Source organism: Schinkia azotoformans, from assembly GCF_035811335.1.
Lineage (GTDB): Bacteria > Bacillota > Bacilli > Bacillales > Bacillaceae_J > Schinkia > Schinkia azotoformans.
This window is the reverse complement of sequence record NZ_JARSMD010000046.1, coordinates 1-12971: the sequence shown is the minus strand read 5'-3', so window position 1 is coordinate 12971 and position 12971 is coordinate 1. Positions and strand designations below refer to the sequence as shown.

The 12971-nt window shown below is 36.9% G+C and carries 12 protein-coding genes and 1 riboswitch; of the genes, 9 read left to right on the top strand and 3 right to left on the bottom strand.

Features of this window, described 5'->3' with window-relative positions; translation table 11 throughout:
• Positions 1 to 30 precede the first annotated feature (30 nt).
• The 5 genes from P9E47_RS20870 to P9E47_RS20850 all read left to right on the top strand — a co-directional run bounded on the left by P9E47_RS20870 (position 31) and on the right by P9E47_RS20850 (position 5802).
• A complete protein-coding gene (locus P9E47_RS20870) occupies positions 31 to 255 on the top strand; it encodes a HypC/HybG/HupF family hydrogenase formation chaperone (protein ID WP_003330161.1) in 225 nt (74 codons plus the stop codon).
• Positions 239 to 1348 carry a hydrogenase formation protein HypD gene (gene hypD, locus P9E47_RS20865; RefSeq protein WP_003330162.1) on the top strand — a complete coding sequence of 370 codons (1110 nt, stop codon included), beginning with the start codon at positions 239 to 241 and terminating at the stop codon, positions 1346 to 1348. Before P9E47_RS20870 ends, hypD begins: the two co-directional genes overlap by 17 nt.
• A gap of 2 nt (positions 1349 to 1350) precedes the next feature.
• A complete protein-coding gene (gene hypE, locus P9E47_RS20860) occupies positions 1351 to 2358 on the top strand; it encodes a hydrogenase expression/formation protein HypE (protein WP_326164736.1) in 1008 nt (335 codons plus the stop codon).
• A gap of 174 nt (positions 2359 to 2532) precedes the next feature.
• Positions 2533 to 4542: a methyl-accepting chemotaxis protein gene (locus P9E47_RS20855; protein WP_003330164.1), complete on the top strand. Its 2010-nt coding sequence runs from the start codon at positions 2533 to 2535 to the stop codon at positions 4540 to 4542.
• A 318-nt stretch (positions 4543 to 4860) separates the two neighbouring features.
• Positions 4861 to 5802 carry a manganese-dependent inorganic pyrophosphatase gene (locus P9E47_RS20850; protein ID WP_003330165.1) on the top strand — a complete coding sequence of 314 codons (942 nt, stop codon included), beginning with the start codon at positions 4861 to 4863 and terminating at the stop codon, positions 5800 to 5802.
• 74 nt (positions 5803 to 5876) lie between these two features.
• Here the strand turns inward: P9E47_RS20850 and P9E47_RS20845 are convergent, their stop codons facing one another.
• The 3 genes from P9E47_RS20845 to P9E47_RS20835 all read right to left on the bottom strand — a co-directional run bounded on the left by P9E47_RS20845 (position 5877) and on the right by P9E47_RS20835 (position 8789).
• Positions 5877 to 6524 carry a nitroreductase family protein gene (locus tag P9E47_RS20845; RefSeq protein ID WP_003330166.1) on the bottom strand — a complete coding sequence of 216 codons (648 nt, stop codon included), beginning with the start codon at positions 6522 to 6524 and terminating at the stop codon, positions 5877 to 5879.
• Positions 6525 to 6857: 333 nt separating this feature from the next.
• The gene (locus P9E47_RS20840; protein ID WP_003330167.1) at positions 6858 to 8174 is read right to left on the bottom strand and encodes a nucleobase:cation symporter-2 family protein; all 1317 of its coding nucleotides are present in this window, start codon (positions 8172 to 8174) and stop codon (positions 6858 to 6860) included.
• Positions 8175 to 8198: 24 nt separating this feature from the next.
• The gene (locus P9E47_RS20835) at positions 8199 to 8789 is read right to left on the bottom strand and encodes a xanthine phosphoribosyltransferase (protein ID WP_003330168.1); all 591 of its coding nucleotides are present in this window, start codon (positions 8787 to 8789) and stop codon (positions 8199 to 8201) included.
• Between the two features lie 128 nt (positions 8790 to 8917).
• Positions 8918 to 9019, bottom strand: a riboswitch (purine riboswitch).
• A gap of 168 nt (positions 9020 to 9187) precedes the next feature.
• On the opposite strand from P9E47_RS20835, the gene P9E47_RS20830 reads away from it, so the two are divergent.
• The 4 genes from P9E47_RS20830 (at position 9188) to ilvA (ending at position 12804) form a co-directional block, all read left to right on the top strand.
• Entirely contained in the window at positions 9188 to 10174 is a 987-nt protein-coding gene (locus P9E47_RS20830) for a thymidylate synthase (protein ID WP_326164734.1), read from the top strand.
• Between the two features lie 18 nt (positions 10175 to 10192).
• Positions 10193 to 10807: a DedA family protein gene (locus tag P9E47_RS20825; protein WP_003330170.1), complete on the top strand. Its 615-nt coding sequence runs from the start codon at positions 10193 to 10195 to the stop codon at positions 10805 to 10807.
• 24 nt (positions 10808 to 10831) lie between these two features.
• Positions 10832 to 11323, top strand: a complete 492-nt coding sequence (locus tag P9E47_RS20820) for a dihydrofolate reductase (RefSeq protein ID WP_003330173.1) — start codon at positions 10832 to 10834, stop codon at positions 11321 to 11323.
• A 215-nt stretch (positions 11324 to 11538) separates the two neighbouring features.
• The gene (gene ilvA, locus P9E47_RS20815; RefSeq protein WP_003330174.1) at positions 11539 to 12804 is read left to right on the top strand and encodes a threonine ammonia-lyase IlvA; all 1266 of its coding nucleotides are present in this window, start codon (positions 11539 to 11541) and stop codon (positions 12802 to 12804) included.
• Positions 12805 to 12971 lie beyond the last annotated feature (167 nt).

Below are 12971 nucleotides of genomic sequence, written 5' to 3'. Positions count from 1 at the left end.
ATTATGCGCAAGATGAAAGGAGATATTTCGATGTGCGTAGGTGTACCTGCTAAAGTTCTTGAAAAACAAGAATATAGTGCTGTCGTAGATGTGATGGGTTCACGGATGACGGTTGGTATCATTTTTGTTCCAGAAGTTGAAATTGATGATTTTGTTGTTGTTCATGCTGGACAAGCCATGTCCATTATCGATGAAAAATTCGCAAAAGAAAGCATGGATGAATGGAGGAAGCTTGCTGATGTTAGAGATGCTTGAACAAACATCTAATCCGGAAATTAGCAAAAGACTTCTTGAAAAAACGATACAACATGCAAAAAAATTCGAAGAAAAATATGGTCATAAACCAGCTTTTATGGAGGTTTGTGGTTCACACACGATGGCTTTAGCTCGCACAGGAGTAAAAAAGGCTCTTCAGGCCCATGTCAAATTAATTTCCGGACCGGGTTGTCCTGTTTGTGTAACCGATCAAAAATCAATTGATGCTATGATTGAGTTAGCGAATGGAGAAAATCGCATCATTTGTACATTTGGTGATATGATCCGTGTTCCGGGTACAAAGCGAACCTTAATGGAAGCAAAAACTGAAGGTGCAGATATCCGTATTATCTATTCACCAACTGATGCTGTTCGAATTGCGGAGGAAAATCCTACTAAAGAAGTTATCTTTTTAGGTGTAGGGTTTGAAACGACAATCCCGATCTTAGGGGTGGCTTTAAAGACTGCTTATGAAAAACAAGTTAAAAACTTTTCAATGTGGGTCACAACAAAGCTTGTTGAGCCTGTTCTCCGCACTTTATTAGATGCTGGTGAAGTAAAAGTCGATGGCTTTATGCTACCAGGCCATGTTTCAATTGTCTTAGGAAGAAAAGGGTACCAGTATTTGGTTGATGAATATAAGATTCCTGGTGTTATTACTGCTTTTGAGCCCGTCGAGCTTCTAAGTGGAATCTATCATCTTATCGATCTATTGCTTGAAGAACGAGTCGATATAATTAATAACTATAAAAGGATTGTGACTGAGGATGGCAACCCAGTTACTCAAAAGATTTTGGAAACGTATTTCAAGCCTTGTGATGAAGCTTGGCGTGGATTAGGGATCATTCCGAATAGCGGGTTAGATATCCATGATAATTTTGCAAATTTAAATGCAAAAAATAGATTTGAGGTTCAGGTTGGCGAGCCTAAAAAGACAAAATGCCGTTGTGGTGAAATTATTTGTGGCTTAGTTGGTCCTGAGGATTGTAAATTATTTGGAAAGGCCTGTACACCAGCAAACCCAATTGGACCGTGTATGGTGTCTGGTGAAGGTAGTTGTGCTGCCCATTACCAATACATGAGGGAGGAATAATTATGAGTGAACGGATTAGTTTAGCACATGGTGATGGCGGTGAATGGGCCCATAAACTTATTCAGGATGTTTTTGTAAGGAACTTTGGACATCAAAAGGAAGCACAATTAGATGCAGCTCCACTATCCCTTTCAAGGGCTGAAATAGCCTTTACAACAGATAGTTTTGTAGTCAGGCCGATCTTTTTCCCCGGCGGAAATATAGGCAAGCTAGCGGTTGCCGGCACTGTGAACGATCTTGCAGTAACAGGTGCTAAGCCTGAGTATTTAACAGCTTCCTTTATTATCGAAGAGGGATTTCCAATCAGTGATTTAAAAAGCATCGTGGAGTCCATGTTTCAGGAGGCTAAAAAAGCTGGAGTTCGGATTGTTGCAGGAGATACGAAGGTAGTTGAACGGGGAAGTGCAGACGGACTTTACATTAACACTACTGGAATAGGGATTTTTGAATCCGAAGAAAAACGTGTCAAGCCTGAAAGTATCAAAGAGGGTGATTCCATTATTATTAGTGGGACCATTGGCGATCATGGGATTGCGATTTTAAGTGCCCGTGGTGAACTTGGAATCCAGACCGACCTTTCGAGCGATTGTGCTTCCCTTAACCATATGATTCAAGACGTTTTGAACGTTTCTAATCATGTGAAAATGATGAGAGACCCAACGCGTGGAGGGTTAGCTACAACACTAGTGGAAATATGTGAGGATTTCCAGATCACAATGGAGATTGAGGAAAGATCGATACCTATTAAAAACCAAGTACATGGTGCCTCTGATATTTTAGGTTTTGACCCTCTTTATCTGGCAAACGAGGGTAAGATCATATTCATAGTCGCAAAAGAGGATGAAGATAAAGTATTGCATGTGTTACAGCGACATAATGAGGGAAAGGATGCCTGTGTGATCGGTAAGGTTACATCAAAGGATAAAGGGCAGCTTTTTATAACTACCCCGATTGGAAGTAAAAGGAGGTTGAATAGACTAGTAGGTATGCAACTTCCTAGAATATGTTAAATGTAAAAGAGGGTGTCACTAACGTTCACGGGGACATCCTTTTGTATTCCATATAAACAAAAAACTCCCGCTTATCGTAAAAATATTTGTAATATTTTGTTGTTTTTTGTCGTGAATAATTATACCATTATATTTATCTAGCTTTAAGTTAATGTAAGGGGAGTCGTAGTATTTATGGTTGAAAAGAAAAGGTTTAGTTCCAATAGTATCCGAACAAAATTTATAGCATCATTTTTATTAGTATCATTGATTCCTTTATTAATCGTTTCTTTGTTAGTATCTAACTTAAACAGCAAAATCACTATTTCTAAAGAAAAAGAATCAATGCATGGCCTCGTTTTAAGTAAAGCACAGGCAATGGATGAATGGTTCCGGACTCAAATGGCTGAACTACAACTAGTAGCGGAAACAGAAACCATTAAATCAATGGATAATGAACGGATTTTCCCGTTTATTTCAATTGTTAACGAAAGATCAGAAGTCTTTGAGACCAATTTTATCGTTAATTCTAAAGGGACTGTTATTTCTCATACAACCCCGAAAAATATCGGCTCTGATTATAGTGACCGTTCCTATGTTCAAGCGGCATTAACAAAAGGCGAGTCATCCTACTCTGAAGTATTAATATCTAAAGCAACGGGCAATCGAATTGTAGTTGTAGCTACTCCAATAAAAGATAATGGTGGAAAAGTGATTGGTGTACTAGCCGGGTCCGCGAATTTTGAGGCTCTTGTTGATACATTTTTAAAGGATGGGATTGATAAAGCCTCTGGTATTACGCTTGTAGATGCTGAAAAACGCCTACAAGTAGCACCTAATAAAGAAGATATTTACTCAACAATTGATGAAGCCTCTATCAGTAGTACATTGAAAGCAGCGCTCAGAAAAAGTTTAGTTGAATCTGGAATTTCTTTATTTGAACTATCAAATGAAAACTTTTTAATTGCGTATGCACCAATTCAAACGGTGGGCTATGGGTTAAGCATCAGTATGCCCGAGAAATTAGCTTTGGAAGAATCTAATGCGATTGAAAAACTAACATATCTGATAATAGTGATTTCGTCCATTTTGATTATCGCTCTTGCTTACTCTATTATTACTAAATTGATAAAGCCAATTCTAGCAGTTTCCGAAGGTATGAAAACTGTAGCAAACGGTGATTTAACCAGTCAACCTCTTGAAGTGAAGTCCAATGATGAAATTGGAAATTTAACTGCAAGCTTCAACGAAATGGTTGTTAATATGAAGGAGGTCATTAAAACAGTAGCCAATACAGCAGCACAGGTTTCAGCTTCCTCTGATGAATTAATGGCTAGTGCTGAACATACAAATGTGGCTACTGAACAAGTGACAGCTTCAGTTCAAGAAGTAGCAGGCAGTGCTGAGAAACAAACATACGAGGTTGAACATAATGCAAGAGCATTGGGAGAGGTTTCCAATGGTGTCAATCGGATTGTGGATAGTTCTAAAAAAGTATTCGAGCTTGCAAACCATACAACTACGCTAGCCGAAATTGGAGGCCAATCTGTTCAGGATACCGTGAACCAAATGAATTCCATTCATTCGTCTGTTAACGAATCCAATACGATGATTAAATCCCTATATGAGCGTTCACGTGAAGTAAGTTCTATATTGGATGTTATTACTGGTATCGCAGAGCAAACGAATCTGCTTTCCCTAAATGCTGCAATTGAGGCTGCAAGAGCGGGAGAACATGGCCGTGGATTTGCAGTCGTAGCTGATGAGGTGCGCAAGCTTGCGGAGCAATCGCAACAATCTGCCAAAGAAATTCTTGCAATAGTGGAAGGAATCCAAAAGGACACGGAAAGTTCAGTGCAAATTATGGCTCGTGTGACAGATGATGTCCAAGTAGGGGTTAAAGTTTCAAATGAAGCAATAGAGAAATTTAATGGGATCCTTCAAAGTACAAAGGAAATTACGCCGCAAATGGAAGAGGTATCCGCGATAGCGGAGCAAATGTCAGCTGCCGTACAGCAGGTATCTGCTACGATTAATGATCTTTCAGTAATTGCAAAAGGGAACGCTACAACAGCAGAAGAAGTAGCTGCATCAACAGAAGAACAAATGGCTTCCATGCAAGAAATAACAGCATCAGCCAATACTCTTTCATCAAAAGCGGAAGAATTAAATCAATTGATTTCTAAGTTTAAATATAAAAACTAGCAAGAAACAAAAAAGCTTACGTTCATCGCGTAAGCTTTTTTTAAAAATACATGGTGAGAAAGAACTTGAACAACAACCTGTTAATAATATGGAAATAAACATAATGTGACAATTTAACTGGTATGGTACTCAATATTAAAAAATATAATTATTTTATAGCGATATTTTTTTAAAAAGAAGTAATGTGATACAATAATTTTGACTTTTCTTACCTGTATTTTTACAGTAAAATATCTATGTACTTAAATTATTTAGTTATTTAAAAGTGGAAATCTTCTTAGAATGAAGAGCAAACTGCAAATGAAAAGGAGTAATCTTATGGAAAAGGTGTTTATTCTCGGTCATAAAAATCCTGACACAGATTCAATCTGTTCTGCGATTGTCTATAATGACTTAAAAACAAAATTAGGATTTAATACGGAAGCAATCCGTTTAGGAGAAATTAACGGGGAAACAAAATTCGCCCTTGACTATTTTGGAGCAAAAGAACCGCGTTTGGTTGAACAAGTTGCTTCTGAAGTAAGTACGGTTATTTTAGTAGACCATAACGAGCGTCAGCAAAGTGCGAATGATATTACAGAAGTGCGAATCGCAGAAGTAATTGACCATCACCGTGTCGCAAACTTCGAAACAAAGGATCCTTTGTATTTCCGTATTGAGCCGGTTGGTTGCACAGCAACCATTTTAAACAAAATGTACAAAGAAAATGGCGTTGCGATCGAAAAAGAAATTGCAGGCTTAATGCTTTCTGCTATTATTTCTGATTCATTATTATTTAAATCACCGACATGTACACAGCAAGATGTGGATGCTGCTAAAGAATTAGCAGCCATTGCGGGTGTAGATGCTGAAGATTATGGATTAGAAATGTTAAAAGCTGGCACTAATTTAAGTTCAAAAACTGCTGCTGAGTTAATCACACTTGATTCTAAAGAGTTTCCTATGGGAACTGCAAGGGTTCAAGTTGCTCAGGTAAATGCGATTGATCCAAACGATATTCTTGTACGTCAACAAGAGTTGGAAGAGGCTATGACAGCATTTATTAAAGAAAAGAACTTAGATTTATTCGTTCTAGTTGTAACGGATATTTTAAAGAGTGATTCAATTGCGCTAGCTCTTGGAGATTCAACTTCTAATCTTGAGGAAGCTTTTAAGGTTAAATTAAATAATAATTTAGCGATTTTACAAGGTGTTGTATCACGCAAGAAGCAAATCGTTCCACAATTAACTGAAAGTTTTACAAGTAAGCAAACATTATAAAATTGGGATTAAAATAGAAAGCCGCACTGTCCGAATTGAAATCCGGGCAGTGTGGCTTTTAACGTTATTTTTTATTATTCAATAATCTTCAAGATATCTGCGACTTCTTTACGGGCCAATCTTTTTGGTGTTTCTTTTGGATACCCTAAAGCAATAACCATGTTAATCGTTTTACTTTCTTCAATATGTAAATACCCGCGTAATCGTTCTTCAGCAAGTAAAACAGGGCCAGTCATTGGACAAGTACCCAATCCTTTGGCATGGGCTGCTAACATTAAATTTTGGGAAGCTAGGCAGCTGCTTTTTATTCCTTCTTCTCGCCATACTTCGTCAGGAACAAGGTCGATCGGGTTAAACACTTTTTCCCTAAACTTAGATTCGTATGGTGTTGCTAAGCAAATAACCAAGACAGGCGCATCTGAAAAAGCAGTGGCATAAGGACCAAATGATTTGAGCAGCATTTTAGCTGGTCTATCTAAACCACGTTCTTCTGCGTCTTTCGCTCTTTCGTGAAGGGCATCCCAAGTTAATTCTTCGATCTTCTTTATCTTTTCCTTATCTTTAATCACGATAAATTCCCATGTTTGTGAGTTTGTGTCACTAGGGGCGTATCTAGCGCAATCAATTAACTCAATAATATCTTCGTTTGATACTTCTTTTTCTTCGAATTTTCTTACACTTCTTCTGCCTAAAACAATTTCTTTAAACTGACTGTAATCCATAAAAACCTCCATCAAACCATTTATAAACATAATAAACTAACTCTATCAAAATATAGCATACTTTTACAACAAAAACTGCCTTATCCCTCATCAAAAGGAGCTCGAGTCCATATTGGTGAGGATAAAAGCAGGTTATCTATTATCAAAAGGAGCTCGAGTCCATATTGGTGAGGATAAAAGCAGGTTATCTATTATCAAAAGGAGCCCGAGTTCATTTTGGTGAGGATAAACGGAAGTTATCTATCATCAAAAGTAAATCGAGCCCACTTTAGTGAGGATAAATGTAAAAGCATTAAATTGAAGACAGGATACCACGCAAATGTAACGAGCAATTTAAGAAACTTTCTGACCTTCTATCGAAACGACGGTATTTTTTCCTTCAGCTTTGCTGCTAGGTATAACATTAAACATAATGTTTAGTGCAATTGCTGTTAAGCTGCCGGCGACGATCCCGTTGCTTGTTAAAATTTGAACACTGGAAGGTAATTGAGCGAACATTTCAGGAACGGTAGTTACACCTAAGCCCATACCAACAGAGCAGGCAATAATTAATAAATTTCCTTGGGTATCAAAACTAACATTGCTTAACATCTTAATCCCATAAGCGACTACCATTCCGAACATCGCTACCATTGCACCGCCTAGTACTGGCTCAGGAATTATGGTAGTAATGGCCGCAATTTTTGGAACTAATCCTAAAATAACAAGGATAAAGCCTGCCATAAAAATCGTATTTTTCGATTTAACTCCCGATAGCTGGACAAGGCCGACGTTTTGCGAGTAGGCTGTATAAGGTAAAGCGTTAAATATACCGCCGAGCATAATCGCCAATCCTTCTGCTCGGTAGCCCTTTGTTAAATCTTGTTGCGATAGCTTTTGCCCGCAAATGCTGCTTAACGCAAGGTACACACCTGTAGATTCTATTAAACTAACAATATTAACCAAGGTCATCGTTAAAATTGGTGTTAGTTCAAAGGTAGGTGTTCCAAAATAAAATGGCTGCACCATATGTACCCAAGAAGCTTCGCCAACTTTTGAAAAATCAACGAGCCCCATAAAAGAAGCTGCAATCGTACCGATGATCATTCCTAATAAAATGGAGATAGAACGAATAAAGCCAGTGAAAAATTTGTTTAGTAATAAAATAATGACTAAAACACCAAATGAAAGCATTAAAAACTTCGGATTTCCAAACTCTGGATTCCCTTGTCCACCAGCCATGTTATTGATAGCGGTGGGAATTAATGTAATACCAATGATTGTAACGACGGAACCAGTTACAACAGGAGGGAAGAATTTAAGCAACTTACCGAAATATTGGGCGATCAAAACAACGATTAGTCCTGAGACAATAATCGCACCGTAAACGGAAGATATACCATATTGTGTACCAATCGCAATCATTGGACCAACGGCTGTGAACGTACATCCAAGCATGATCGGCAGGCCGATACCAAAAAAACGATTTTTCCAAACTTGTAGAAGTGTAGCAATACCGCATGCTAATAAATCAATTGAGACAAGATACGTTAATTGTTCAAATGATAACCCTAAAGCACCCCCCACAATAAGAGGTACGATAACCGCACCAGCATACATAGCTAAAACATGCTGAAAACCTAATGAGAATGTTTTCAATGAGTTTTTCATATAATCCTCCAATAAAAGAAATAGTTAAATAGATACACATTCCTCAGTTTTAAAAGAAACTTCACCGTTTTCTAATGATTCAATTCTTGCAAGTGATTCTAAGCGGAATCCTTTAGCTGTAATTAGGTCGGCACCTTCCTGGAATGATTTCTCAATTACAATCCCAACACCGGCTACTTTTGCTCCCGCTTGTCGGGCAAGATCGATTAATCCAAGAGCTGCTTGGCCATTTGCAAGAAAATCATCGATTATAAGAACGGTATCTGATTGTAATAAATAATCCTTCGAAACAGTGATTTCATTTGTTTCTTGTTTAGTATAGGAGTAGACACTTGAACAATATAAATGGTCGCTAGCGGTAAGAGGTTTTCTCTTTCTAGCAAAAACAACTGGAACATCGAACTCTAAAGCAGTCATAATGGCCGGCGCAATTCCGGATGATTCGATCGTTAAAATCTTCGTAATTCCTTCATTTTCGAATCTTTTTGCAAATTCCTCCCCGATTTTCTTCATTAACTTTGGATCCATTTGATGGTTAATAAAGGAATCAACCTTTAAAACGTTATTCGGTAGGACAATTCCCTCTTGGCGGATTTTTTCTTGTAATTCTCTCATAGTTTTTCTGTTTATCTCCTTTCAACTAAAAAAGCCCAAACCAGTTGTTTCTCAATTTGAGTAAGCAACAGGTTTGGGATATAGTATTCTAGTAAAGATAATACTTTAAATGAAAAGTATTAAATCTTAAACCAAATGAGCTTACTCGTAGTCGGAAAATTTATGGTAATCCGGTAGAAACTTGCTGGCCATATTCCAGCTATTATACGAGCTAGTCTTATGTAATTTTTATTTAATGTAATTTGCATTATATATTAGAAAAATAATCTTGAAAAGAGGGTTTTTATAAAAAACGAACAAAAATTTTAAAAAAATTATTAACGTTCGGTTTTTCTCTTTTTGTAACTGTTTTTACACAGTAAAGGGCCTTTTTGTTATAATAGAGTGCAAAAGAAGGAATGAACTATATAAAAGGAGTTGTATCATCATTGCATCATCCAGAAAATGCTTATTTACAAATGTGCCAGCACATTATAAATAACGGGATTAAAAAAGAAGACCGAACTGGTACAGGCACTTTATCTGTGTTCGGCTATCAAATGCGTTTTGACTTAAATCAGGGATTCCCACTGTTAACAACAAAACGTATTCCTTTTCGATTAATTGCCAGTGAACTTCTATGGTTTATTAAAGGGGATACTAATATCAGGTATTTATTGCAGCATAATAATAATATTTGGAATGAGTGGGCTTTTAAGAATTGGGTAGAAAGCAGCGAGTACAATGGGCCCGATATGACTGATTTTGGTCGCCGCAGCCTTATCGATGAACAATTTAATGAACTCTATCAAATTGAGATGGACAAGTTCAAAGAAAGAATTTTATCAGACGATGAATTTGCAAAGAAATATGGTGAACTTGGGCCGGTTTACGGAAAACAATGGCGGAACTGGGAGACAGCACGCGGAGAAATGATCGATCAGCTAAAAAATGTTATCGAAGAAATTAAGAGAAATCCGGACAGCCGAAGATTGTTAGTCGTTGCCTATAATCCGGGTGAGGTTTCCGGCATGGCATTACCTCCATGTCATAGCTTATTCCAATTTTATGTTGCAGAAGGAAAACTAAGCTGTCAGCTTTATCAAAGATCAGCCGACATTTTCTTAGGAGTGCCCTTCAATATCGCCAGTTATGCGTTATTAACACATTTAATAGCCCAGGAATGCGGCTTACAGGTTGGTGATTTTGTACATACATTTGGGGATGCCCATATTTATGTGAATCATATTGAACAAATTAATACACAGTTAAGCAGGGAGCCAAAACCCTTGCCAACTTTAAAATTAAACACAAATGTTACCTCTGTATTTGATTTTGAAATGGATGATATTGAACTTATTGGATATGATCCATATCCGGCTATTAAAGCACCGGTAGCAGTGTGATAAATGGGTTGTGAATAAATGGAAAGCCATTTAATTTATTTGTTGGAGCATTATGGATACTTTGGAATTATGTTCCTATTAATTTTGGGAATTGTCGGTTTGCCGATTCCTGATGAATTCTTGCTTACTTACATTGGATATAACGTATTTTTGGGAAAATTATCCTATGTTTTATCTTTAGCTAGTGTATTTATTGGGGCCATCATTGGAATTTCGATTAGTTATTTTTTAGGAATTAAATTAGGTAGCCCCTTTTTACATAAATTCGGACCTAGACTTCATTTTACAGAAAAAAGGATCGAAACGACTCATCGTCTCTTTGAAAAATTTGGCCCTTATTTATTGTTTATAGGATATTTTATTCCCGGTGTACGTCATATTACCGCTTATCTTGCCGGAATTAACACAATGTCATTTAAAAAGTTTGCCTTATTTGCCTATACAGGTGCGGTGTTTTGGGGATTTACCTTCATAACATTGGGCCGGACATTGGGGAAAAATTGGCATCGAGTCGAGTTTATAATAGACCAATATCGGGTTTACTTTATCGTATTTGTATTACTTGCAACTATTAGTGTTATTTTTATTTATTGGAGAAAAGCAAAAACAAAAGCAATTAAATCGAAGATATGAATCGAATAGGAAAGGATCTTTCGAATGATTTCAATCGTGGTAGCAATGGATAAAAACAGAGTGATCGGCAAAAATAATCAATTACCATGGCATCTGCCGGCGGATTTGGCTTTTTTTAAAAAAGTAACAATGGGGAAAGCAATCGTAATGGGAAGAAAAACCTATGAGTCGATTGGAAGACCATTACCTGGTCGGGAAAATATTATATTAACGAAAAACAGAGAGTATCAGACTGAGGGCTGCACGATTATCCATAGTATTGATGATGTTTTTGATATAGAAAAAATAGCAAATGGGGAAGTGTGTGTCATCGGTGGTGCAGAAATTTTTAAAGAAGTTTTAACTTCTACCGATCGCTTATATATAACCGAAATTGACCATGAATTTGAAGGGGATACATATTTCCCGCTGGTAAGAGAATCGGATTGGACACTTATTTCTAAGGAAAAAGGACCTAAAGACGAGAAAAATCCGTATGATTATTATTTTGCTATTTATGAAAGAATTTTGTCATAATTTTGGCGGTGAATGGGAGAGCTATCATCAAAAATGGAGCTCTTCCATTTTTTAATTTTACATTAAATTGCAGGTTATATTTTAATGATAACGTTTTCGCATTTACCGAAAATTGCAAGAGTTTTGAAAATACTTTTCTCAGTCCCTCTAAAACGTGTTATAATAGAATGAAAATTCTATGTATACAATAGCTTTAGAAAGAAGGACTATCTAAGATGGAAGGTACAAAGGTTATGAAGAAAGTACAAATTGAAGATATCATCATTGCAAATCATGCTTTAAAAGATATTGTTACCCATACACCATTACAAAAAAATGAAATATTATCTGAACGATATCAGTGTAATGTTTATTTAAAAAGGGAAGATTTACAAATTGTTCGTTCGTTTAAACTTCGTGGTGCCTATAATAAAATTCAAAGCTTAACGGAAGAGGAACGGAAGAAAGGGGTTGTTTGCGCAAGTGCAGGAAATCATGCACAAGGCGTGGCTTATTCCTGTAATGCTTTAAAAATTAAGGGGAAAATATTCATGCCATCCACAACACCGCGTCAAAAGATTAACTCTGTTACAAGATTTGGTGGAGAGTTTGTAGAAATCGTCTTAATCGGTGATACATTTGATGATTCCTCTCAAAAAGCGATGGAGTGCTGTAAACAAGAAGGGAAGGTATTTATCCATCCATTCGATGATCCACATGTCATTGCTGGTCAAGGAACACTGGCTATGGAAATCTTAAATGATATTGATGAGGAAGTTGACTATATATTTGCGGCAATTGGTGGGGGCGGCCTCATTTCCGGGGTTGGTACTTACGTTAAAGCCATTTCTCCAAAAACTCAAATAATTGGAGTTGAACCGGAAGGTGCTCCATCCATGAAAATTTCACTGGATCAAAATGAAATTGTTACCCTCGATAAAATTGATAAATTTGTTGATGGCGCCGCTGTTAAAACAGTTGGTGAGATGAATTTTGAGATTTGTAAGGAGTTGTTGGCGGGAGTAACTGTGGTTCCTGAAGGAAAAGTCTGCTCGACCATTCTTGAACTATATAATGAAAATGCCATTGTTGTAGAACCTGCAGGAGCGTTGTCTATCGCTGCTCTTGATTTTAATAAAGATAAAATTAAAGGAAAAACAGTAGTTTGCGTCGTCAGCGGCGGTAATAATGATATCAGCAGAATGCAGGAAATGAAAGAAAAATCCTTGATTTATGAAGGATTAATGCATTATTTCATCGTTAATTTTCCACAACGTGCAGGTGCATTACGTGAATTCCTGGATGAAGTTTTGGGTCCAGATGACGATATTACTCGATTCGAATACACGAAGAAGAATAATAAAGACAACGGACCGGCTCTCGTTGGATTGGAACTTAAAAACAGGATGGATTATGAACCATTAATTAATAGAATGAAGAAAAAAGGCTTTAAATATAAAGAGCTTAATAAAGATATGGATTTATTTAATTTATTAATATAATAATATGTAGTAAACAAAGACTGGAGATTATTCCGGTCTTTTTGTGCGACGGGCAGTCGCATGGAGTGTTAACTTAGTTGACACTCTTCTTTTTCTTTGTTGGACAGAGACGTCATTTCGATGAAACGACTGGTTTGAAGATAAAGAATTGAATCCCAGATGGTGAA

Coding starts and splice junctions, on each gene's coding strand:
- P9E47_RS20870 (WP_003330161.1), top strand. CDS start 31: ATGTGCGTAGGTGTACCTGCTAAAGTTCTTGAAAAACAAGAATATAGT.
- hypD (WP_003330162.1), top strand. CDS start 239: ATGTTAGAGATGCTTGAACAAACATCTAATCCGGAAATTAGCAAAAGA.
- hypE (WP_326164736.1), top strand. CDS start 1,351: ATGAGTGAACGGATTAGTTTAGCACATGGTGATGGCGGTGAATGGGCC.
- P9E47_RS20855 (WP_003330164.1), top strand. CDS start 2,533: ATGGTTGAAAAGAAAAGGTTTAGTTCCAATAGTATCCGAACAAAATTT.
- P9E47_RS20850 (WP_003330165.1), top strand. CDS start 4,861: ATGGAAAAGGTGTTTATTCTCGGTCATAAAAATCCTGACACAGATTCA.
- P9E47_RS20845 (WP_003330166.1), bottom strand. CDS start 6,524: ATGGATTACAGTCAGTTTAAAGAAATTGTTTTAGGCAGAAGAAGTGTA.
- P9E47_RS20840 (WP_003330167.1), bottom strand. CDS start 8,174: ATGAAAAACTCATTGAAAACATTCTCATTAGGTTTTCAGCATGTTTTA.
- P9E47_RS20835 (WP_003330168.1), bottom strand. CDS start 8,789: ATGAGAGAATTACAAGAAAAAATCCGCCAAGAGGGAATTGTCCTACCG.
- P9E47_RS20830 (WP_326164734.1), top strand. CDS start 9,188: ATGAACTATATAAAAGGAGTTGTATCATCATTGCATCATCCAGAAAAT.
- P9E47_RS20825 (WP_003330170.1), top strand. CDS start 10,193: ATGGAAAGCCATTTAATTTATTTGTTGGAGCATTATGGATACTTTGGA.
- P9E47_RS20820 (WP_003330173.1), top strand. CDS start 10,832: ATGATTTCAATCGTGGTAGCAATGGATAAAAACAGAGTGATCGGCAAA.
- ilvA (WP_003330174.1), top strand. CDS start 11,539: ATGGAAGGTACAAAGGTTATGAAGAAAGTACAAATTGAAGATATCATC.